At 52.8% G+C, this 21,987-nt stretch carries 18 protein-coding genes; 16 read left to right on the forward strand and 2 right to left on the reverse strand.

What is annotated here, in order from left to right:
- Window positions 1-18 precede the first annotated feature (18 nt).
- From citF to OGV69_RS24035, 6 genes are all read left to right on the forward strand, one after another.
- A complete protein-coding gene (gene citF, locus OGV69_RS24010; RefSeq protein WP_038633427.1) occupies window positions 19-1,539 on the forward strand; it encodes a citrate lyase subunit alpha in 1,521 nt (506 codons plus the stop codon).
- Between the two features lie 5 nt (window positions 1,540-1,544).
- Window positions 1,545-2,084 carry a citrate lyase holo-[acyl-carrier protein] synthase gene (gene citX / locus OGV69_RS24015; protein WP_038633424.1) on the forward strand — a complete coding sequence of 180 codons (540 nt, stop codon included), beginning with the start codon at window positions 1,545-1,547 and terminating at the stop codon, window positions 2,082-2,084.
- A complete protein-coding gene (citG, locus tag OGV69_RS24020; protein ID WP_069324826.1) occupies window positions 2,059-2,934 on the forward strand; it encodes a triphosphoribosyl-dephospho-CoA synthase CitG in 876 nt (291 codons plus the stop codon). Before citX ends, citG begins: the two co-directional genes overlap by 26 nt.
- Before the next feature lie 27 nt (window positions 2,935-2,961).
- Window positions 2,962-3,510, forward strand: coding sequence for an RBBP9/YdeN family alpha/beta hydrolase (locus tag OGV69_RS24025; protein WP_038633418.1), 549 nt, complete (start codon window positions 2,962-2,964; stop codon window positions 3,508-3,510).
- Window positions 3,511-3,527: 17 nt separating this feature from the next.
- On the forward strand, window positions 3,528-6,122 hold the full coding sequence (gene acnB, locus OGV69_RS24030) for a bifunctional aconitate hydratase 2/2-methylisocitrate dehydratase (RefSeq protein WP_069324827.1): 2,595 nt from the start codon (window positions 3,528-3,530) through the stop codon (window positions 6,120-6,122).
- 95 nt (window positions 6,123-6,217) lie between these two features.
- Complete coding sequence (locus OGV69_RS24035; RefSeq protein WP_038633412.1) at window positions 6,218-7,657, forward strand: anion permease; 1,440 nt, start codon at window positions 6,218-6,220, stop codon at window positions 7,655-7,657.
- Window positions 7,658-7,840: 183 nt separating this feature from the next.
- Here OGV69_RS24035 and OGV69_RS24040 read toward each other — a convergent pair whose 3' ends face one another.
- Window positions 7,841-8,377 (reverse strand): GNAT family N-acetyltransferase, encoded by a 537-nt coding sequence (locus OGV69_RS24040; protein WP_038633410.1) that lies wholly within the window; start codon window positions 8,375-8,377, stop codon window positions 7,841-7,843.
- A gap of 808 nt (window positions 8,378-9,185) precedes the next feature.
- On the opposite strand from OGV69_RS24040, the gene pgaA reads away from it, so the two are divergent.
- The 6 genes from pgaA to OGV69_RS24070 all read left to right on the forward strand — a co-directional run bounded on the left by pgaA (window position 9,186) and on the right by OGV69_RS24070 (window position 16,108).
- Entirely contained in the window at window positions 9,186-11,648 is a 2,463-nt protein-coding gene (gene pgaA / locus OGV69_RS24045) for a poly-beta-1,6 N-acetyl-D-glucosamine export porin PgaA (RefSeq protein ID WP_069324828.1), read from the forward strand.
- Between the two features lie 9 nt (window positions 11,649-11,657).
- The gene (gene pgaB, locus OGV69_RS24050) at window positions 11,658-13,679 is read left to right on the forward strand and encodes a poly-beta-1,6-N-acetyl-D-glucosamine N-deacetylase PgaB (protein ID WP_034167706.1); all 2,022 of its coding nucleotides are present in this window, start codon (window positions 11,658-11,660) and stop codon (window positions 13,677-13,679) included.
- Window positions 13,676-15,010 (forward strand): poly-beta-1,6-N-acetyl-D-glucosamine synthase, encoded by a 1,335-nt coding sequence (gene pgaC / locus OGV69_RS24055; protein WP_069324829.1) that lies wholly within the window; start codon window positions 13,676-13,678, stop codon window positions 15,008-15,010. The genes pgaB and pgaC overlap by 4 nt, the downstream gene beginning before the upstream one ends.
- A complete protein-coding gene (gene pgaD, locus OGV69_RS24060; protein ID WP_034167704.1) occupies window positions 15,007-15,513 on the forward strand; it encodes a poly-beta-1,6-N-acetyl-D-glucosamine biosynthesis protein PgaD in 507 nt (168 codons plus the stop codon). The genes pgaC and pgaD overlap by 4 nt, the downstream gene beginning before the upstream one ends.
- A gap of 65 nt (window positions 15,514-15,578) precedes the next feature.
- Entirely contained in the window at window positions 15,579-15,824 is a 246-nt protein-coding gene (gene yjdI / locus OGV69_RS24065) for a 4Fe-4S mono-cluster protein YjdI (protein WP_160955400.1), read from the forward strand.
- An 11-nt stretch (window positions 15,825-15,835) separates the two neighbouring features.
- Window positions 15,836-16,108: a GNAT family N-acetyltransferase gene (locus OGV69_RS24070; RefSeq protein ID WP_003033869.1), complete on the forward strand. Its 273-nt coding sequence runs from the start codon at window positions 15,836-15,838 to the stop codon at window positions 16,106-16,108.
- A 35-nt stretch (window positions 16,109-16,143) separates the two neighbouring features.
- Here the strand turns inward: OGV69_RS24070 and OGV69_RS24075 are convergent, their stop codons facing one another.
- Complete coding sequence (locus tag OGV69_RS24075; RefSeq protein ID WP_038633395.1) at window positions 16,144-17,073, reverse strand: LysR substrate-binding domain-containing protein; 930 nt, start codon at window positions 17,071-17,073, stop codon at window positions 16,144-16,146.
- A gap of 391 nt (window positions 17,074-17,464) precedes the next feature.
- Between OGV69_RS24075 and OGV69_RS24080 the strand changes: the two genes are divergently transcribed.
- From OGV69_RS24080 to OGV69_RS24095, 4 genes are read left to right on the forward strand one after another with little or no spacing between them, the layout of a single operon-like run.
- Window positions 17,465-18,070, forward strand: coding sequence for an ankyrin repeat domain-containing protein (locus tag OGV69_RS24080; protein WP_069324830.1), 606 nt, complete (start codon window positions 17,465-17,467; stop codon window positions 18,068-18,070).
- 15 nt (window positions 18,071-18,085) lie between these two features.
- A complete protein-coding gene (locus OGV69_RS24085; RefSeq protein WP_074458533.1) occupies window positions 18,086-18,985 on the forward strand; it encodes an oxamate carbamoyltransferase subunit AllH family protein in 900 nt (299 codons plus the stop codon).
- Window positions 18,963-20,510, forward strand: a complete 1,548-nt coding sequence (gene fdrA / locus OGV69_RS24090) for an acyl-CoA synthetase FdrA (protein WP_069324831.1) — start codon at window positions 18,963-18,965, stop codon at window positions 20,508-20,510. The genes OGV69_RS24085 and fdrA overlap by 23 nt, the downstream gene beginning before the upstream one ends.
- A complete protein-coding gene (locus OGV69_RS24095; RefSeq protein ID WP_038633386.1) occupies window positions 20,510-21,925 on the forward strand; it encodes a YlbE family protein in 1,416 nt (471 codons plus the stop codon). Before fdrA ends, OGV69_RS24095 begins: the two co-directional genes overlap by 1 nt.
- Window positions 21,926-21,987: the final 62 nt, after the last annotated feature.

Genomic DNA, 21,987 nt, shown 5'->3' on the forward strand with positions numbered 1-21,987 from the left:
CAAGCGACAGGATGAATAATGAAAAACCTAACTGAAACTCTGCACCACATTCCAGACTCCCGTCGTGAGTACGTCGCATTCAGCGGCGCGAACGCGACGACGCCTTATCTTGCTGATCATCAGCAAAAGTACCAGCGCAAACTTTTTGCCAGTGTGGACGATGTTCTGGCCCGCTGCGATCTGCATGACGGTATGACCGTCTCCTTTCATCACGCCTTCCGTGAAGGGGATAAGGTCATCAATTACGTGATGGATAAGCTGGCTCAGCGCGGCCTGAAAGGGATCACGCTCGCGTCCAGCTCGTTAATGTCATGCAATACCCCGCTTATTGAACACATTCGTAATGGCGTGATCGGCAAAATCTATACCTCCGGGATGCGTGGTGATCTGGCGGATGCAATTTCGCACGGTCTGATGGACGAGCCGGTACAAATCCATTCCCACGGTGGGCGGGTGAATTTGATTCAGAAGGGCGAAATTGCCATTGACGTCGCGTTTCTGGCGGTTTCCTGCTGCGATGAATATGGCAATGCCAGCGGCAATGGCGGCAAATCGCAGTGCGGCTCCCTCGGTTACGCCATGGTCGATGCAAAATATGCCAAAAAAGTGGTGTTGCTCACCGAAACCCTGAAGCCTTTCCCCAACTTGCCAGCCAGTATCGTTCAGGATCAGGTTGACTATATTGTGCAGATTGAGAGCGTCGGCGACCCGGCAAAAATCAGCGTAGGCGCCGCCAGGGTCACCAGTAATCCACGTGAGCTGATGATCGCCCGTTCTGCCGCCGACGTGATCGAACACTCAGGTTATTTCCGCAACGGATTTTCCATTCAGACCGGCTCAGGTGCGGCGTCAACGGCGTGTACGCGTTTTATGGAAACCCGGATGCGCAAGCACAATATTGTGGCCCGGTTCGCATTGGGCGGAATCACCGGCAGCATTGTCGATCTGCATCAGAAAGGGTTAATTGAAAAGATCCTCGATACGCAAAGCTTTGACGGTGCGGCGGCAGCCTCCATGGCGGTCAATCCCGACCATGTGGAAATCTCCACTAACGTCTATGCGAACCCGGCCGCAAAAGCCGCCTGCTGCGACAGGGTGGATGTAGTCATCCTCAGCGCACTGGAAGTAGACACCCAGTTTAACGTCAATGTCCTGACCGGCTCCGACGGCGTAATGCGCGGCGCGTCGGGTGGACACTGCGACGTCGCGGCTGCGGCAAATCTCACTATTGTCGTTGCCCCGCTGATCCGCAGCCGCATTCCTACCGTCGTCAGGCAGGTCACTACGCTGGTAACGCCGGGTGAAAGTATTGACGTTCTGGTTACCGACCACGGTATTGCCGTTAATCCGGCGCGCCCGGAAATCCGCGAACGTCTGATCAACGCCGGACTGCCCGTCGTCGACATCGAAGCCTTGTATCAACAGGCACTGCTGATCTCGGGCAAGCCTAAGGCGGTTGAATTTACTGACCGCATTGTCGGTGTGGTGCGCTACCGCGACGGCAGTGTGATTGATGTGGTTCGCCAGGTGAAGGAGTAAGTCCCATGACGGATAAAGCCTCGAATGCAAATGTCTCTCTGGAACAGGTTCTGGCTTCCCGGGAGCAACGAGCCCGTCGGCAGCAGGCGTGGCTGTTTCAGTCGGATCATACCGTGGTTTCCGTCACGCTGGTCTGGCCGGGTGAGGTGAAGGACACCGCGCTGGCCAGACGCGTGATGGCCGTTGCGAATCAGGCTCTCGGAGAGCTGTTCCACACGCATCAGTGGAAGGTCTGTCGGCATCAGGCGTTGCACCCGGTCACCGGGCCGGAAGCGCTCTGGTCGGTCGCGGCTCCCGCGTGGATGATTAAACACGTCACGGCGCATCTGGAAGATAACCATCCTTTGGGACGTCTGTGGGATATCGACGTGTTTTGTCCGAAAAAGGGGCTGCTGAAAAGAAATGCCATCCAGCAGCCGATGCGTAGATGCTTTATCTGTCATGAACCTGCTCATGTTTGTTCCCGTTCGCGACGTCATTCGCAGGCCGAGCTAACGCGCGTGATCGAGGAGTTAACCGATGACTACTTCGCTTGCCAGATTTAACGAACCAGACGTGCAGCGCTCCTTTGCTGAGCTGGCTGTCGAGGCCCTGTACCGGGAAATTAATTTAACCCCGAAACCGGGTCTGGTGGATCGCGTAAACAGCGGGGCGCATAGCGATATGAATTTCGCACTGTTCATAACCAGTATCGCGGCGATTGCCCCCTGGCTGTCACTCTTTTTCAACACAGGCAGAGAGACTGCTTATCTTGCTGGCCCACAAACACTGCGGGCGCTAAGGCCGACTGGCCTGGCCTGTGAGCAGGCGATGTTTACCGCCACCGGCGGGGTGAACACTCATAAAGGGGGGATCTTCTCGCTGGGGCTGCTGTGTGCTGCGGCGGGTCGTCTTACCCAAAGGCATGACGCGCTCACGCAACGCAGCCTGTGCCATGAGACCAGCCTTATCTGTACCGGCATTGTCGAGCAGGAATTGAAAAATAGCGGTATCGCAAAAACGAAGGGAGAGCAGCAGTTTCAGGCATACGGGTTCACCGGGGCAAGAGGGGAAGCCGCCAGTGGTTTCATCACTGTACGCCAGTCAGGTCTTCCGCATCTGCAAACCGCGTTACGTCAGGGAGAATCCGAAGAGGTGGCGTTACTGAGGATGTTGCTGGGCCTGATGGCGGCAAATCCGGATACCAATCTGCTTTCTCGGGGAGGGACCGCAGGGCTGAATTACGCCAGACGTTACGCCAGACGATTATTAAAAATACAGCGTCTCACGGCGGATAAATTAGTCAAGGCGTTATTCAGAATGGACGCGGAATTTATCAAACGGAATTTAAGCCCTGGCGGTAGCGCAGATCTTATCGCCGTTGGATGGTTATTGTCGCAATTTCCAGCCGAATAATCGCGAATAGCGTAACAGGAAAACGTCATGATTGAACAACGCCTGCAGCAGCTCAGAAACGTTTATACCCTTATTCTGGTGCCGGGTCTGAGAGACAGCGATGAATATCACTGGCAAAGCTGCTGGGGACGACGTTTTCCTTTCTGGAGGCGGATTCAGCAAAAAAACTGGCTAGAACCTGATATTGAAAACTGGGTTTCCGCCATTACCCGCGAGCTGGCGCTTTCTCCGCTGCCCGCCATTCTCGTCGGCCATAGTTTTGGCGCGCTGGCGTCATGCAGGTTACTGCAAACGCGCCGGGTAAACGTCGCCGGGGTCGTTATGGTCGCACCGGCAGAACCCGCGTTTTTCGGCCTTGAAGAGGCCATTCAACCCGCGTCTTTACCCGTTCCCTGCCTGATGTTTGCCAGCAGAAATGATCCCTTGATGCCTTTTTCGCGCGCGCAGTTCTGGGCGGCTTGCTGGGAGGGGCATTTAATCGATATCGGGGAGGCGGGACATATTAATGCCGAGTCTGGCTTTGGCGAATGGCCGTACGGACTCGAACGCTTAACAGAATTTTGTGAACAACTTTAGCTTTAACAGGAGAACCTATGTTAGATGATTATAATCAGCACCAGCATGCGCGTGCTGAATCGGGTATTCCGGCGAAACCCTTAACAGCGCAACAAACTGATGCACTGATTCAGCGTTTAATCAATGATGCACCCGCACATCATCCGGAATTAATTCATTTATTGACCCATAGCGTACCACCGGGTGTCGATCCTGCGGCAAAGTTAAAAGCCGAGTTTTTATTTAAGGTGGCGTTGCAGGAATACCGTGTTGACGGGCTTACTCCCGAAGCAGCAACGGCGCTGCTGGGCACCATGCAGGGCGGCTATAACGTCCAGCCATTGATCGAGCTTCTTGAGCATCCCGATCTGGCACCGCTGGCCGCGCAGCAGCTTTCTTCTACGATCCTGATCTTCGAAAAATTCAGCCTGGTTGAGGCCAAAGCACTGAGCGGTAACGTCCAGGCACAAGAGGTGCTTCAGTCCTGGGCTGATGCCGAATGGTTTACCCGCCGTCCGGCCATGGCTGAAAAAATCACCCTGAAGGTGTTTAAGGTTCCCGGTGAGACCAATACCGACGATTTGTCTCCTGCGCCGGAGGCGTGGTCACGTCCGGATATTCCGCTGCACGCGCTCTCCATGCTCAGTAACGTCAGGGAAGGGGTTGTGCCTGATGAACCCGGCGTACGTGGTCCTGTCCGTCAGTTGGCAGCGCTAAAAGAGGGCGGCTGGCCGCTGGTGTACGTGGGTGACGTCGTGGGGACCGGATCATCACGTAAATCCGCCACTAACTCCATCCTGTGGCACATCGGGAACGATATTCCGTATGTGCCGAATAAACGTAACGGCGGGTTTGTATTTGGCGGCAAGATTGCCCCTATTTTCTTCAACACCCTGGAAGATTCCGGTGCCTTGCCGGTAGAGATGGATGTCTCTGCGCTGACGACCGGGATGCTGATCGATCTTTACCCCTACAAGGGCGAAATTCGTGAAACAGAAAGCCAGCGGCTGGTGACAACCTTTACCCTGAAAACCGAGGTGCTACTGGACGAAGTGCGCGCCGGCGGGCGTATCCCGCTGATTATCGGACGCAGCCTGACGGCGAAAGCGCGTGAATCGCTGAAGCTGGCGCCTTCCGAGGTATTCCGCAAGCCCGCGTTAGTTGCACCTTCCGCGAAAGGTTTTACGCTTGCACAAAAAATGGTGGGTAAAGCCTGCGGCGTCGCGGGGATCCGACCAGGACAGTATTGCGAGCCGAAGATCGCGACCGTGGGTTCTCAGGACACCACCGGCGGGATGACGCGTGACGAGCTAACCGACCTCGCGTGTCTCACGTTTTCAGCCGATCTGGTGATGCAGTCTTTCTGCCACACCTCTGCATATCCTAAGCCAGTAGATGTTCAACTCCATGAAACCCTGCCGCAGTTTATCACCAGCCGTAACGGGGTTGCGCTGAAACCGGGCGACGGCATTATCCACTCATGGCTTAACCGCATGCTGCTGCCGGACACGGTTGGTACAGGCGCTGACTCCCATACTCGCTTCCCGCTGGGGATCTCCTTCCCTGGTGGTTCTGGGCTGGTGGCGTTCGCTGCCGCGACGGGCATTATGCCGCTGGATATGCCTGAATCAGTACTGGTGCGCTTTAAGGGCGAGATGCAGAAAGGGATCACCCTGCGCGATCTGGTGCATGCCATTCCGCTGTATGCCAAAAAGCAGGGGCTGTTAACGGTCGAGAAAAAGAATAAGCGCAATATTTTCTCGGGCCGGATCCTCGAAATTGAAGGGCTGGAAATGTTGAGTGCAGAGCAGGCGTTTGAACTGGCTGATGCCTCTGCCGAGCGCTCCGCTGCGGCCTGCGTTATGCGTCTGGCGGAAGACAATGTCGCGCAATATTTGCGCTCCAATGCGGCCCTGCTGCGCTGGATGGTTAAGCAGGGTTATGAGAACGCCGCTACGCTTGAACGCCGTATTGCTGAGATGGAGGCATGGCTGGCTAGCCCGTCGCTGCTGTCTGCCGATCCTGACGCGGAATATGCTGCTGTCATTGATATTGATCTTAATGAAATCACCGAACCGGTAGTCTGTGCCCCGAACGATCCGGACGATGCCCGGTTACTTACTGAGGTTGCCAGCACGCCCATTGAAGAGGTCTTCATTGGTTCCTGCATGACAAACATTGGTCATTTCCGCGCTGCGGGTAAAATCATGGCCGGTGGCAGCGAAAACCAGGCGCGCTTGTGGCTGGCGCCGCCGACTAAAATGGATGCCCAACAACTCTCCCGTGAAGGCTATTTTAGTCAGTTTATTAAATCAGGGGTGAGAATCGAGCCTGCGGGCTGTTCCCTGTGCATGGGAAACCAGGCGAGGGTTCGCGAAGGGAGTAACGTGGTATCGACCTCGACGCGAAATTTCCCGAATCGTCTGGGAACGAATGCTAAAGTATTTCTTGCCTCCGCAGAATTAAGCACCGTCGCGGCCATGTTGGGTAAAATGCCCACCGTTGAAGAATATTTTAGCTATACCGATAAGCTTTATGACGCACATGAGGATATCTATCGCTATCTCAGTTTTGATACCTTAGGTGAATATCAAATCACGGAAGGCGATAATATCAAGGTTGTGAATCTGTAATATTTATCATTTGTTTAATAAATGTATTTAGTGTGTGGAGGCTCCTCTGCGGAGCGGCCTCTGCTATTCAGGGACCCTTTTCTCATGGGTGAGATATGCTTAAATCGAATATTTTAAAAACAATCTTGCTTGCCGTGATAATATTATTATCAATATTTATTCCTCCGCCTGATGGATTAACTAAAGAGGCGTGGATACTGGCAGGAATATATTTATCCGCTATCGTTGGGCTGGTTATTAAACCCTATCCTGAACCCGTCATTATGCTGGTTGCGGTTGCGTTAACCTGTTTTACCGTGACAAAATTTCCGGATTCACCCGTCAAATCACTGGATGTGCTGAGCGGGTACGCGTCAGGCACCACCTGGCTGGTGTTTAGTGCCTTTACGCTGAGTGCGGCATTTGTCACTACAGGCCTCGGGAAACGGCTTGCATACTGGTTTATCCTTAAATTTGGCAGTACGACGCTGAGACTGGGGTATGTTACCGCCTTGCTGGATTTGGTGTTGGCGCCTGCGACGCCCTCAAATACCGCGCGGGCAGGTGGGGTGGTTTTCCCTATTATTAACAGCATCGCGACAGTATTGGGCTCAACGCCAAAAGAGTCACCCAGCAAAGCTGGCCGTTATTTAATGGTCAACGTCTATATGGTCACGAAAACGACCAGCTATATGTTTTTAACGGGCTTTGCCGGTAACGCGTTAGCGCTACAGCTCATTTCAGATATCTTTCATATTCATATTAGCTGGATCGGCTGGATGCTGGCGGCAGCACCGTTGGGGTTATTGATGCTGTGTATCATTCCCTATATCTGCTACCGGGTTGCTTCCCCGGAAATTAAAAAAATTGATAATGTCGCTATTGCGACCAACGGACTTCAAAGTCTTGGGGCAATGAGCCTCAAAGAGAAAGGGCTGGTGGTCATTTTTGTCGCTGCATTATTGGGCTGGATCTTCTCACGTAAACTTGGACTCAATGAATCTGCGGTCGCCATTATCGCAATGGGAGCGGCACTGCTGTTTAATATTATTGGCTGGAGTGATGTCCAGAAAAATAAAGGTGGCTGGAATACCCTGATGTGGTACGGGGGCATCATTGGTCTGAGCGCAACCCTGAGCAAGGAGGGATTTTTCCGCTGGCTGGCCGATTTCATGTCAGCACATCTGGATTTTCTCAGTGCCGGGAATATGACTATTGTGATTATTGTGTTTCTCAGCGTGCTGGTGCGCTATTTCTTTGCTTCCGGCGGGGCATACGTCGCAGCAATGGTACCGGTCTTTGCCACTGTAGGTCTGGTCACCGGAACGGCACCTGTTTTGCTGGCGCTTGCCATCCTATTTTCCAACTCCTACGGCGGTTGCATCACTCACTATGGTGGCGCGGCGGGGCCGATTATCTTTGCCGCAGGGTATAATGACATTAAGTCGTGGTGGACAATCGGTACTATCGTGGCATTGTGCACGTTTGTGCTTCACATGCTCGTCGGTATTCCCTGGTGGGGGTTCCTGATACAGCACGGTATGCTGCAGTCTTAATCGCCCGGTGGCGGCTACGCCTAATCTTGCCTGGAAAGGCTAAAACTGTAGGTCGGGTCAAGCGTAGCCGCCACCCGACCACATCACTATTGTGACGTATTCGTAAACAATAAATTACGTGGCTTGCTCTCAGCCCTTCGCCCGCTCCAGATTTCCTTTTCCTGAAGTCATCCCTTAGAAAAGTTAAATAGCAGCATCGACATCCGCTGGTAGTGTACTGTTCCCTTCCCCCAGAGCGCGTTGCAGCAAAACAGTATCCAGCCAGCGACCATGCTTGAAGCCAACGTTTTTCAGCGTGCCTATTTCTGTAAATCCGACCTGCTGATGAACTTTTAACGATCCCTGATTATTGCTGTCGCCGACCATGGCAATTAATTGTCGATAGCCGTGCGTTTCGGCCCAGTCAATAACATGGCGCAGTAACGCACTTCCCGCCCCTTGACGCTGTGCCGCCGGGTCAATGTAAATCGAATCTTCGAGGGTATAGCGGTAAGCGTAGCGTTCACGATAACGAGTGAGATAACAATATCCGATGACCTTGTCTTCCTGCAGGGCGACAACCCACGGCAGCCCCAGACTATGAATTTTTTCCAGACGAGCCAGCATTTCGTGGGTATCCGGTGGGGTGGTTTCAAAGCTGCCAGTACCGTGAATAACGTGGTGTGCATAGATATCGCGTATGGCGGGGATGTGTTTTTCTTCTGCATTAACGATTTTCATTAGACCTGCTCCCATTGGCGTCTTTTTTCAGATTACCTGAAAGTCTGAAGGGAAGGTAAGCGCAAAAAGTTATGCTTCAATCAGCTGTTCATAATGAAATTAGGCTTGTTAATTGTAAGGGTAAGGAATTGATTATGGCTGATGCTGACGATAGCAAGTCAGGGTGATAAATAAAAATATTAAATAGGAAAACTGATAATTTCCCACACCGACATTGGCGGATGGGAAAATACTAACGTTCAATCATAAATTAATAAAGTACTTTAATATCATAATATTATCACTGTACCTAATTATTATTGCGGCTGTACCCTTAATTTTATTTCATCAACACTGCCTGCAACCTAAAAATACGTTATAGTGCTTATCTTGTTATCTGAGTACCTGTTATCAGAACTTTCTCTATTCATACCAAATAGTTACCATGCAAACAGTTACAGAGGGTAGTTATGTCATCCGGCAATAGTTAACATCGTCACATGACTTCTCCACGGGAAATTAATCTAAATCCAGAATTCAATCCCAAGAGTATTAGAATAACTTAGTCTAAAATTCTTTTTTTGCCTAAGCATTATCTTATTACATAGCCACGAACTACGCTGAGTGATAAAATTCTCGAGTTTATGCCTTCTTTCCAATGATTAGAGGACGAGGCACGGGTAGTCAATAAGACGAAAGAATTAATTGCTTCATAACCCTATTACGAAATAAGCGGCAGTGCGTCTTACATGGTCGGCAACCGTCAGGGATTGACTGTAACTTATTGAAAACGCTTATTTTCACTATGATGTAAGATATAAGGGCAGATATGTTAAGTATGCGTCGACATGCCAACTTCATTAAACGTTTTAAGTCTGTAAGCTGTTTATTTACGGCAAGCATTCTTTTCCCGATGCCAATCTCTGCGGCGGTATCAGATTATGACGCTTTGGTTATTGAAGCGCGGGGAGGTAATAGCGCACCGCTATTACGTTTCCTTGAGGATCAGGGAAAGAAAAGCGCGCTAACGCCAAATCAGGTTGCCGACTGGCTGCAAGTTTCCAGTTGGGTCGATAACAACGATAAAACCACAATTGAAATCTGGCAGCAGTATCGTGGACAGATGAATGTACCTGCCCGGGGCAAAGTCGCCGCTGCACGAGCATATCGCAACCAGAAGAACTGGAATGATTCTTTAGCCATCTGGGAAAGCGTTTTACAGGAAGAGCCTGATAACGTAGATGTACGTACCGGCTGGATAATGACGTTGGCGGATGCTCGCTACAATCAGCAAGCCCTTACTGAAGCGAATAAATGGGCGCAGGCGCATCCCGGGGCTGATTCTGATGCGCTACTTGCCTATGTCTACCATTCGCAGGGAAAAAACTGGGATGCATTGTTAGTTGCCAGCCAGGCGGATGACGTCGATCCAGGCAACAAAAATGCAAAATCCACATTGCTGTCTGCGCTGTCAGCAAACCGCGTTTCCGGGCCCGCCTTAAATATGGCAGAGGTGGTACCAACTGCCGATCCGGTGAAGCGTCGCCTTGAGCTTGATGCGGCGGCTGAAATGGTACGTTCCTCTTATACCTCTGCGCGTAATGAAGAAGAGCGTTTTATCGTGGCTGATAAAGCGCTAGCCCGTTATGACCAGTTGCTGACTGCCTGGAAAGATGAGCCTTCTGCGCAGAATGATGTCCGTCGGGCCAGAATTGACCGCATGGGCGCCTTGCTGGTCCGTAAACGCACTTCTGAAGTGATTAGTGAATACGAATCGCTGTCTGCGAGCGGCGAGGTGCCAAACTACGCAAAACGCTGGGTAGCATCGGCATGGTTAAGCGAACGGCAGCCGGAAAAAACCGAAGCGATGCTGATGAGCATCTACTATCCGAACGGACCGATTCCGGTTACGCCGCTCGGTCCTGAGGATCAACAGGATCTGTTCTACGCGCACATCGATAATGAAAACTTTGATGCAGCTAAAAAACAGGTCGATGCGTTAATTAAAGACAGCCCATATCTGCGACGCATCTATGGTTCGCCAACGCCGCAGCCAAACGATAACTGGCTGCTGGGACAGTCGCTGCTGACGCAATATCATATCGCTGCCAATGAACTGCCGGAGGCAGAAAAACTCGCAGAGCATCTGGCGCGAACAGGCTCGGGTAACCAAGGGCTGCGCATATCCTATGCTTCTGTTCTTGAAGCCCGTGGACTGCCGCATGCGGCGGAGAAAGAGCTTAAACTGGCGGAAGTGATTGAGCCCAGTAACCTGGAACTGGAGCGTCAGCAGGCCTATGTGGCGCTGGATCTCCAGGAGTGGAAGCAGGCCGATGAACTGACGGATGACGTTATTGCTCGCAGTCCGGATGATGAAGCGACCCTGCGCCTCGCACGCATACGTGATGTGCATAAAATGTCGGAAGTACGTATTAGCGGCACGCAGGGGATCTCGTCCGATAGCCCGGTCAGCGGTAAGAATGATTTCAACATCAACACGGCCATTTACAGCCCGCCAATTAATGACAACTGGCGACTGTTTACCGGATTCAACTTCGCGACCGGCGAGTTTGAGGAAGGGAAAGGGATTAGCCGCGATCTGGCGGCAGGTGCGGAATGGACTTCCCGTGATTACTGGGCCGAAATGGAAGTATCTGGCCGAAATTATGGCGATGGGCAGAAAATCGGCGGTCGTCTTTCCGCCTGGCATGATTTCAACGATAACTGGCGCGTGGGCGGTTCGGCCGAGCGTCTTTCGCGCAACACGCCACTGCGCGCGCTGCGTAGCGGCGTGTATGCCAACAGCGGCGATTTGTTTGTTCGCTGGTATCAAAACGAACGACGTGAATACCAATTGTCGTTTGCCGCATCACATTTCTCGGATGGTAACGATCGCATCGAATATGGGCTGAGCGGAAAAGAGCGCATGTGGACCACGCCGCGCTTTACGCTGGACTTTACCCCGGGTATCGGTGGGAGCACCAACACTAAAGAGAATGTGCCGTATTACAACCCTAAGAGTGATTTTTCCGTTGTGCCAGGCCTGAGCGCGGAACAGGTTCTCTACCGCCATTATGACACCGTGTGGACCCAGCAAGGCATAGCCGGAGTGGGTGGCTACTGGCAGCAAGGGGAAGACGTTGGCGCTATCGTTCAGGTGGGATATGGACAACGGCTCAAATGGAACAACGTCGTAGATGGCGGGGTGATGCTGGTTTGGGATAAACGCCCCTATGACGGTAAACGTGAGCGGAATATCTCCCTCGCTTTCGATTTAAATGTCAGGTTTTAAGGATTGTTCATGCTGAAAAGATGCCTGTGGCTTAGCGCATTAATCGCTGGCTGGTTGATGATTACCGCGTGCAGTAGCGCGCACAATACAACGCCTCGCTATGTTCCTCCCGCAGAGAGAACGCCGTTGACGGCAGATCATCCATGGCCGAAAAACAGCTTCCTGGTGCTCGGCTATCATGATGTTGAGGATGGCGCCGCCGACCAGCGCTACCTCTCCGTGCGCACCAGCGCGTTGAGCGACCAAATGGCTTGGTTGCGTGATAATGGCTATAACCCGATTAGCGTGCAGCAAATTCTGGACGCTCATGACGGTAAAATTGTGTTGCCGGAAAAAGCGGTCTTACTCACCTTTGACGACGGATACAGCAGTTTTTATACCCGCGTCTGGCCGCTGCTGAAAGCCTACAACTGGCCTGCGCTCTGGGCTCCTGTGGGCAGTTGGGTTGATTCTCCAGCCAATAAAAAAGTCGATTTTGGCGGCTTAATGACGGCGCGAGATAAATTTGCCACCTGGAAGATGGTCGAGGAAATGGGCAAATCGCCGTTGGTGGAAGTGGGGGCGCACACCTGGAACTCGCATTTCGGCGCTGAGGCGAACCCGCAAGGAAGCAAAGAACCTGCGGTGGCGAATCGCCTTTTCGATAAGAAAACAGGGACTTACGAAACCGACGAACAGTACAATCGTCGCATTAATACTGATATCTCGCTGATCACCAATAAGATTAAATCGGTAACCGGGAAATCGCCGCGCGCGTGGGTGTGGCCTTATGGTGCGGCTAACGGCACCACCTTAAAGCTGGCCAAAGAACATGGCTATAAGATGGCCTTTACGCTCAATGAAGGGCTGGCGAACGCTGCGTTTCTTGATGATATCCCGCGCGTACTGATCTCTGATAACCCGTCTCTCAAGCGCTTTGCCAGTCAGGTCGCTCAGGTACGTGAACCACAAACGATGCGTGTGATGCACGTCGATCTGGATTACGTGTATGACAAAGATCCTGCCCAGCAGAAGCGAAACATCGACAAGCTGATCCAGCGTGTTTATGACATGCGCATTTCTCATGTCTTCCTGCAGGCGTACGCCGATCCTAAAGGCGACGGGAATATTCGCGAACTCTATTTCCCTAACCGCTGGCTGCCGATGCGTGCCGATCTCTTTAACTATATCTCCTGGCAGTTACAAACGCGGGCCGGGGTGACGGTATATGCCTGGATGCCGGTACTGGCTTTCGACCTCGATGCTTCCATTCCACGCGTGACGGCATGGGATCCGAAAACAGGACGCACTGCGATCAATCACGAGAACTATGTGCGTCTGTCTCCCTGGGACAGCGAAGCGCGTAAACGTATCACTGAAATCTATGAAGACCTGGCGAAGCATGCCAGCTTCAAAGGGATTTTGTTCCACGACGATGCTTTCCTGACGGACTTTGAAGATGCGTCACCGGAGGCGTTAGCCGCCTACCGCGCCGCAGGGCTTCCGGGAAGTATTGAGCAAATCCGTAGCAACCCTCAAACCTTCGAACGCTGGACGCGCCTGAAAAGTAAGATGCTGATCGACTTTACTAAGCAACTGACGCAATCGGTACGCAATATTCGCGGTCCGCAGGTGCAAACTGCCCGCAATATATACGCCATGCCGGTACTGGAGCCTGAAAGCGAAGCCTGGTTTGCGCAAAACCTGAATGATTTCCTCAATACCTATGACTGGACGGCACCCATGGCGATGCCATTCATGGAGCAGATCCCGGCTAATGATGCCAATGCCTGGCTCGACAGATTAGTCAATGCCGTTGCACAAACGCCCGGCGCGCTGGACAAAACCGTGTTTGAACTGCAGGCACGAGACTGGCGTAAATCCGGGGACGAGGCAGAAATCAGTGGAAAACAAATAGCCGAATGGATGCGCCAACTGAAACTAAGTGGTGCAGGTAACTACGGCTATTATCCGGATGATTTCATCAGCGACAAACCTGAGATGTCAGAGATTCGCTCGACGTTCTCCTCATACTGGTACCCGCAAAAATGACCGATCGCATTATTGCTTTCCTGATACTTTGCCTGATGTTCAGCCTGCCGTTTGGCGTGGCTGTCATCTTTACAGGTGAAGTCATGTTGAACTTCGTCTTCTTCTGGCCTTTATTCATGTCTGCATTATGGATAAGCGGCGGGGTCTATTTCTGGTTTTATCGTGAGCGTCACTGGAAATGGGGAGACGATACACCGCCACCGATGCTGGAGGGAAATCCGCTGGTTTCCATTTTGATCCCCTGCTTTAACGAAGGGATCAACGCGCGGGAAACCATCGGCGCTGCGATGGCACAGCGCTACAAGAATATCGAAGTGATTGCCATTAACGACGGTTCAACGGACGATACGCACGATGTTCTGGAACAGTTGGCGATTGAGTACCCCAGCCTGCGCGTCATTCATCTGGCTGAAAACCAGGGCAAAGCGCTGGCGCTCAAAACGGGCGCGGCCGCTGCGCGCAGCGATTACCTGGTGTGTATTGATGGCGATGCGTTACTGGATCGCGATGCCGTGGCGTATCTGGTCGCTCCGCTGATCCAGTTCCCACGCGTTGGGGCGGTAACCGGCAACCCGCGTATTCGCACCCGTTCCACGCTAATCGGTCGTGTGCAGGTCGGTGAGTTCTCTTCCATTATCGGCTTAATTAAGCGTACTCAACGAGTCTATGGTCAGATCTTTAGCGTCTCTGGCGTAGTTGCGGCGTTTCGTCGTCGCGCGCTGGCCGAGGTGGGGTACTGGAGCCCGGACATGATCACCGAAGACATCGATATCAGTTGGAAGCTGCAATTGCGCCATTGGTCGATATTCTTTGAGCCGCGCGCGCTGTGCTGGATCCTGATGCCTGAAACGTTAAGAGGGCTGTGGAAGCAGCGCCTGCGCTGGGCGCAAGGCGGGGCGGAGGTGTTTATTGTTAACATGCGCCGTCTGTGGTCGTGGGAGTTCCGCCGCATGTGGCCGCTATTTTTCGAGTTCTGCTTTTCTACCACGTGGGCATTTGCCTATGCGATCAGTATCGTGCTGTTCCTGCTGGGACTGATGATCCCGATGCCGGACTCGCTGTATGTTCAACATCTGTTCCCGCCAGCCTTTACCGGACTTATTCTCGGCGTGGTCTGCTTAATACAGTTTGCGATAAGCCTGATGATTGAACGACGCTATGAAAAAGGCATTGGCGCTTCATTGTTCTGGATAATCTGGTTCCCGGTGGTGTACTGGCTGTTGAGCCTGTTTACCACGTTGGTGTCATTCCCGAAAGTGATGCTCAAACGCAAACGCGGCAGGGCGCGCTGGGTGAGTCCTGACCGTGGAATAGGGAGGATCGAATCATGAGTCAGCCGCTGATCTTTACGGAGCGGCGTCTGCTGCCGCGCATCATTGACGTTCTGTTAACGATTTTTGCCTGGGTTGGATTTTTATACTTAATCTACAAAGGGCTGATTACGGCCCTGGCGCATTCACCGTATATGGGCGTGCGTCCCTTTTTCACCACGCTGGATACGGTCACGTTTTACATCCTTGTCGCGCTGGTCAACGGACTGGTGCTGATCGGCTGGGCGAAATACAACCAGTTTCGTTTTCGGGTGGAGCGTCGCAGTCGCAGACCAGGACTGGAAGACCATGAGCTGGCGGAAAGTTTACGTATTACCCGTGAACTGGTTACAGAGTTGAACAAAGCGAGGGTGCTGACGGTCCATCACCATGAGAATGGCGAAATCAGTCATATCGATGTGGACAAGCACATCGCCGATAACCGCCTGCCGCCGCCGACGCCTGCAATGCTGGAATATTTGCCGCCGGAGCGGGAGCCATTGTTACAGAAAAGGCCCGAGTGATATTTCTGCTACCCGCCACTTCCTTCAGCCTCGCATCGGTCTATGATTAGACTCAGACAATAAAAATGCGAGGTAATGTCGTGGAAAAGGAACTACTGGAGGCAGGTTACCGGGCCTATACCGGCGAGAAGATTGACGTCTACTTCAACACGGCGATATGTCAGCATTCAGGAAACTGCGTGCGGGGAAGCGCGAAGCTTTTTAATCTGAAACGCAAACCCTGGATAATCCCCGATGAAGTGGATGTCGCGACGGTTATTAAGGTCATCGATACCTGTCCAAGCGGTGCGCTGAAATATCGCCAGAAATAAATGAGGGAACCATGGAAATTCTTGCAGGCCACAACAAATTTTATGTCAACGATGCTGAAGGCAATCAGGTTGCCGAGATTGTCTTTGTGCCGACGGGCGAGCACCTGAGCATCATTGAACATACCGATGTTGACCCCAGTCTGAAAGGTCAGGGCGTCGGCAAACAACTGGTGGCGAAGGTGGTGGAGAAAATGCGCGCTGAAAATCGCAAAGTGATTCCGCTGTGTCCGTTTGCCAAACATGAATTTGATAAAACCCGCGAGTACGACGATATTCGCGCCTGAAGTCTGATTTCCGCCGGATAGCCTTATCCGGCATATCACTCCCGATGCAACAAATCCTGATAAATGCCCGTCAGTACCCCTTGCGGGCCAAACTCTTTTTTAATCCACTGTGTGACTCGACCGGTTGCCGAATGCTGGGTTGCCAGCAGCATCCGTGAATCCTGACGCGGATTGTGGATCTGTCGCGTGACCAGCAGCGACTTTTCCATCGCTTCGCGCACCATATAATCCGGTAAAAAACCGATGCCTTCGCCCAGAATTTGGCACTGACATTTGGTATTAAAATCTGGAACCAGAATCGACTCCTGACCGTGTAATAGCCACCCGACCTTTTTGTTAATGGTGTGGGCGGTGTCTTCCACCATAATGTTCGGATACAAACGCAACTGGCTCTCAGAAATCGGTTCAGGCATAAAAGCCAACGGATGATCCGGGGCAATGGCAAACGACCAGCGAATCGCGCCGATCTCGGTATAATCAATCCCGCCGCCGTCCAGTAACGTATCGGGCGCGCCAATGGCGATATTGGCAAGATTGTTGATAATCGAATCCCAGACGCCGTTATAGACCTCGGTGGTGACGGTTATCTGGCAGGTAGGGAACTGTTTCTTGAGTACCTGCAGCAGCCGCGCCGTATGCTGTGGGGTGTACAACAACTGGTTAATACAGATGCGCACCCGGGCTTCAATGCCCTGAGCGATGGTATCAATGCTGCGCTTAATCGCGTGGAAGTCGTTGAGCAGGTCGGAGGCCTTGCGAAACAGATAGCGACCAGACTCGGTCAACTCAATGCTTCGGGTGCTACGCGTAAACAGCACTACGTCGAGCCCCATCTCCATGCGCTTAATGGTGTAGCTAATAGCCGATGTGGTTAAGCCCAGCTCCTCCGCAGCTTTGCTGAAGCTGCTGTAGCGGGCTGCCATAGTAAATGCCAGCAGATTTTCCTCGGTAAAAATGGAATTCATCTTTTCTCCCCTCAGGCTACCAACACGCCCCGCCACATAATGATTGTTGAATGTATTTGTAATCCTTATACAGAGCAATCAGTTTTGAACAGAATTTAACACTAGTTTTACATTTGATTTGAAGGCAATCACACTTCTGCATATTAATTGCAGGCCGCTATCCGCGCAGCATACCGCTTGTTTTACCCGACTATTCATGAGTGGCAAAAAACGCCCCAGCCATAAGGGAAAGATTGCACTACAGCACGCTTTGCTCTCATTGTTAAATTTTATTCAATAATTGACGCGCTTACGATGAATGAAATTTAAGCGGATGTTATTCTCTACACTCTGTTGCTATTCTCAGCTTATCGGATATTTAGAAAGTCTAAAAAACTGCAGGAGAGCAATTATGTCAGAGAACGAACTCATTACTGAATTTCTGCTGGCGGCAGAACAAGGTAATGCCGATGGATTAAAATCCTGTCTGGCAAAAAATGTGGATATTAATGCCACGAATCGCCAGGGACGTACCGCCATTATTATTGCCAGCCTGAATAAGCATTATGACTGTGTTTCTTTATTGATTGCCGCCGGTGCCGATATTAATAAACAGGACCAAACCTGTTTTAATCCTTTCCTGATTAGCTGCCTGACTAACGATTTAACGCTGCTGCGTACCGTATTACCTGCTAACCCCGACCTTAACTGCCTGAGTCGTTTTGGCGGCGTAGGCATTACGCCAGCCAGTGAAAAAGGTCATGTGGAGATCGTGCGCGAGCTGCTGCTGCGTACCGATATCAATGTCAACCATACCAACTTCGTGGGCTGGACGCCGCTTCTGGAAGCCATTGTGCTTAATGATGGCGGCGCGAAGCAGCAGGAGATCGTCAAGCTGCTACTTGACCATGGCGCAAACCCGCATATGACGGATAAATACGGTAAAACCCCGCTGGAACTGGCGCGGGAGAAAGGTTATCACGAAATTGCCGAGCTGCTGATTGCCGCCGGAGCCTGACAGAGGAGCGCCGCTATCGCTACGCCATCACGGCGATGCGTACAGGCGCTAACCGCAGATAGCGCGTTTCTCGCTTTCCGGGGGACGGGGCAAGTTGAACAGGTTTTTTCCCGCGCGGTGAACCTGTTGATACCTGACCAGCAGCGACTGTTGACGTTGCTGAGTGAAGGTTGTGATAACGCGCCTAATAGCTGTCGGCTGGCGCTGACGCATTGCGCGAACCTGTTTCTCCCCGGTGAGCAGGTCAGATTTACCGAGTCGGGGATAGCCGTTGGCAAAGATAAATGGATAGAGACCTCTGGTTGCCTGCCGTGGCGCATACCACAGTGGACGGCAGATACAGTCACCCTCGCCGCAGTCCGCTGGCAGCGCTGGGAAGAGGTAATCCGCCAACAGTTAAGCAGCGACGACACATTATTTTTGTATCAGGGGGACAACCCGTTTTATCAGGAAATCACCCGTCAGTTACTCAACCGCCGACAAACACTAATAGCGGCGCTATATACGGGAGTAAATATTTCAACAGCGGCCAGCCATTTAATTGGTCTGGGAATTGGCCTGACGCCATCATCCGATGATTATTTAGTGGGCTTAAGTGCCATTTTATTAATCCCAGGACATCCGCTGGAGAAATATCGTGGAGATTTTTTAGCAGCATTACAATGCGCCGGAAATAATACGACGCTACTTAGCAAAATAACGCTCGAAGAAGCTTTGCATCAACGTTATCGGGAAAGCGTCGTGCGGCTGCTGCAGCATATTATTACTGAGCAACAACCCGTTTCTACGCAATATATTACTGACATTAAAAATATCGGCTCAAGTTCTGGCTGCGACATGCTGTATGGCATGGCGGACGCCTGCGCCCTGAGCCACAGGTCCGGAGGGAATTATGTCGATCAGGATAGTTGTTAAAAAGAACACGTATTTTGATTCCGTTTCACTGATGTCTATCTCCACACGCGCCAATAAGCTCGATGGCGTTGAGCAGGCATTCGTGGCGATGGCTACGGAAATGAACAAGGGCGTGCTGAAGAATCTCGGCCTGCTGACGCCTGAACTGGAAGAGGCGAAAAGTGGCGACCTGATGATTGTCATTAAAGGCACCAGCGAGGCGGCGAACGACCAGACATTGGTCGCAATTGAAGATCTGTTTACGCATAAAGAGCAGGGCGGCCAGCATGAAGCGCGCTATGCCACGCTCGCCAGCGCGAAAAAGCATGTTCCTGACAGCAATCTGGCGGTGATCTCGGTCAACGGTTTGTTTGCGGCGCGTGAAGCGCGTCAGGCGCTGCAAAATAACCTCAATGTGATGCTGTTTTCTGACAACGTTTCTCTTGAGGATGAACTGGCGCTAAAACAGCTGGCGCACGAAAAGGGGCTGTTGATGATGGGGCCAGACTGCGGAACCGCCATTATTAACGGCGCGGCGCTGTGCTTTGGCAACGCGGTACGTCGCGGCAACATTGGGATTGTGGGCGCATCCGGCACCGGCAGCCAGGAACTGAGCGTGCGCATTCATGAATTTGGCGGCGGGATTTCCCAACTGATTGGCACCGGTGGTCGCGATCTGAGTGAGAAGATTGGCGGCCTGATGATGCTTGATGCGATTGGCATGCTGGAAGCCGATCCGCAAACCGAAATCATTGCGCTTATCTCTAAACCTCCTGCCCCAGCGGTGGCGCGCAAGGTGCTGGAGCGTGCGCGCGCCTGCCAAAAGCCAGTCGTGGTGTGCTTCCTCGGACGCGAAGCCGCGCCTGCGGATGAAAAAGGTCTGCAGTTTGCACGCGGTACCAAAGAAGCGGCGCTGAAAGCGGTGCTGCTGACCGGCGTGAAAAAAGAGAGCCTGGACCTGCATCCGCTCAACTGGCCGCTGATTGAAGAGGTCCGCGCCCGCCTGACCCCGCAGCAAAAGTACATCCGTGGCTTATTCTGCGGCGGCACGTTGTGTGATGAGGCGATGTTTGCCGCCATGGAAAAACACGCGCAGGTTTACAGCAACATTCACCCCGATCCGGCGTTCCGCCTGAAAGATCTCAACCGCAGCGTGGCGCATACCTTCCTTGATTTCGGTGATGACGATTTTACCAACGGTAAACCACACCCGATGATCGATCCCACCAACCGTATCAGTCGTCTGCTGCAGGAGGCGCGCGATCCTGAAGTGGGCGTGATCGTGATGGATTTCGTGCTTGGATTTGGATCGCATGAAGATCCGGTCGGGGTGATGCTGGACGCGATCGTTGAAGCCAAAGCGATCGCCGCCGCAGAGGGTCGTCCTCTGGAAATCCTCGGCTATGTACTGGGAACCGATCTCGATACGCCGTCGCTGGAAAAACAGTGCCAGATGCTGACCGATGCCGGGGTTATCTGGGCGAGCAGTAGTACCAACACCGGATTGCTGGCGCGTGAATTTATCTGTAAAGGGGAGGAAGCCTGATGAGCCAGACACTGTTTAACCAGCCGCTGAACGTGATTAACGTCGGCATCGCGATGTTCAGCGATGACCTGAAAAAGCAGAACGTACCGGTAACCCAGCTTGACTGGACGCCGCCGGGCCAGGGCAACATGCAGGTGGTCGCGGCGCTGGACGACATTGCTGATTCGCCGCTGGCGGACAAAATCGCGGCCGCTAACCAGCAGGCGCTGGAGCGCATCATCCAGTCGCATCCGGTGCTGATTGGTTATGACCAGGCCATCAACGTGGTGCCGGGCATGACCCGCAACACCATTTTGCACGCCGGCCCGCCGATCCGCTGGGAAAAAATGTGCGGCGCGATGAAGGGCGCGGTAACCGGGGCGCTGGTGTTTGAAGGGCTGGCGAAAGATCTTGATGAAGCCGCCGAACTGGCCGCCTCGGGGGAGATCATCTTCTCTCCGTGCCACGAGCATGACTGTGTTGGCTCGATGGCGGGTGTGACGTCGGCGTCGATGTTTATGCACATCGTGGAGAACAAAACCTACGGCAACCGCGCATATACCAATATGAGCGAGCAGATGGCGAAGATCCTGCGCATGGGGGCGAACGATCAGAGCGTTATCGATCGCCTGAACTGGATGCGCGATGTGATGGGACCGATGCTGCGTGATGCCATGAAACTGGCGGGTGAAATCGATCTGCGTCTGATGCTGGCGCAGGCGTTGCACATGGGCGATGAATGCCATAACCGTAACAACGCCGGGACGGCGCTACTGATTCAGGCGCTAACGCCGTGGATCATCCAGACCGGTTATCCGGTTGAGCAGCAGCGCGAGGTATTCGAGTTCGTCCTCAGCAGTGATTACTTCTCCGGGCCGACCTGGATGGCGATGTGTAAAGCCGCGATGGACGCCGCACACGGCATTGAATACAGCACCGTGGTCACGACGATGGCGCGTAACGGCGTCGAGTTCGGTCTGCGCGTCAGCGGGTTGCCGGGGCAATGGTTTACCGGTCCGGCGCAGCAGGTGATTGGCCCAATGTTCGCGGGCTATAAGCCGGAAGATTCCGGGCGCGATATTGGCGATAGCGCGATTACCGAAACCTATGGCATTGGCGGTTTTGCCATGGCGACGGCGCCTGCCATTGTGGCGCTGGTCGGCGGTACGGTCGAGGAGGCGGTCGATTTCTCTCGCCAGATGCGCGAAATCACCCTCGGTGAAAACCCCAACGTTACCATTCCGCTGCTCGGTTTTATGGGCGTACCGACTGCTATCGACATTACGCGCGTGGGCAGCACCGGCATTTTGCCAGTGATCAACACCGCCATTGCGCACAAAGATGCGGGGATCGGCATGATCGGCGCCGGAATCGTTCACCCGCCGTTCGCCTGTTTTGAAAAGGCGATCCTCAACTGGCGTGACCGCTACTGCTAATAACAACAACCGGGGCTAACGGCGTTAGCCCCACAGTAGCAAAGCGCAAAACGTTGCTTACC

Origin of the sequence: Citrobacter sp. Cc139, assembly GCF_030334645.1 — a bacterium.
Classification (GTDB): Bacteria; Pseudomonadota; Gammaproteobacteria; order Enterobacterales; family Enterobacteriaceae; genus Citrobacter; species Citrobacter werkmanii.

Excerpts from the sequence above, each read along its gene's own strand:
- yjdI (WP_160955400.1), top strand. The coding sequence starts at position 15,579 with ATGCGAGGTAATGTCGTGGAAAAGGAACTACTGGAGGCAGGTTACCGG.
- citX (WP_038633424.1), top strand. The coding sequence starts at position 1,545 with ATGACGGATAAAGCCTCGAATGCAAATGTCTCTCTGGAACAGGTTCTG.
- OGV69_RS24080 (WP_069324830.1), top strand. The coding sequence starts at position 17,465 with ATGTCAGAGAACGAACTCATTACTGAATTTCTGCTGGCGGCAGAACAA.
- citF (WP_038633427.1), top strand. The coding sequence starts at position 19 with ATGAAAAACCTAACTGAAACTCTGCACCACATTCCAGACTCCCGTCGT.
- OGV69_RS24075 (WP_038633395.1), bottom strand. The coding sequence starts at position 17,073 with ATGAATTCCATTTTTACCGAGGAAAATCTGCTGGCATTTACTATGGCA.
- OGV69_RS24025 (WP_038633418.1), top strand. The coding sequence starts at position 2,962 with ATGATTGAACAACGCCTGCAGCAGCTCAGAAACGTTTATACCCTTATT.
- OGV69_RS24035 (WP_038633412.1), top strand. The coding sequence starts at position 6,218 with ATGCTTAAATCGAATATTTTAAAAACAATCTTGCTTGCCGTGATAATA.
- OGV69_RS24070 (WP_003033869.1), top strand. The coding sequence starts at position 15,836 with ATGGAAATTCTTGCAGGCCACAACAAATTTTATGTCAACGATGCTGAA.
- OGV69_RS24095 (WP_038633386.1), top strand. The coding sequence starts at position 20,510 with ATGAGCCAGACACTGTTTAACCAGCCGCTGAACGTGATTAACGTCGGC.
- fdrA (WP_069324831.1), top strand. The coding sequence starts at position 18,963 with ATGTCGATCAGGATAGTTGTTAAAAAGAACACGTATTTTGATTCCGTT.
- citG (WP_069324826.1), top strand. The coding sequence starts at position 2,059 with ATGACTACTTCGCTTGCCAGATTTAACGAACCAGACGTGCAGCGCTCC.
- pgaA (WP_069324828.1), top strand. The coding sequence starts at position 9,186 with ATGTTAAGTATGCGTCGACATGCCAACTTCATTAAACGTTTTAAGTCT.
- OGV69_RS24040 (WP_038633410.1), bottom strand. The coding sequence starts at position 8,377 with ATGAAAATCGTTAATGCAGAAGAAAAACACATCCCCGCCATACGCGAT.
- pgaD (WP_034167704.1), top strand. The coding sequence starts at position 15,007 with ATGAGTCAGCCGCTGATCTTTACGGAGCGGCGTCTGCTGCCGCGCATC.
- pgaC (WP_069324829.1), top strand. The coding sequence starts at position 13,676 with ATGACCGATCGCATTATTGCTTTCCTGATACTTTGCCTGATGTTCAGC.
- acnB (WP_069324827.1), top strand. The coding sequence starts at position 3,528 with ATGTTAGATGATTATAATCAGCACCAGCATGCGCGTGCTGAATCGGGT.
- pgaB (WP_034167706.1), top strand. The coding sequence starts at position 11,658 with ATGCTGAAAAGATGCCTGTGGCTTAGCGCATTAATCGCTGGCTGGTTG.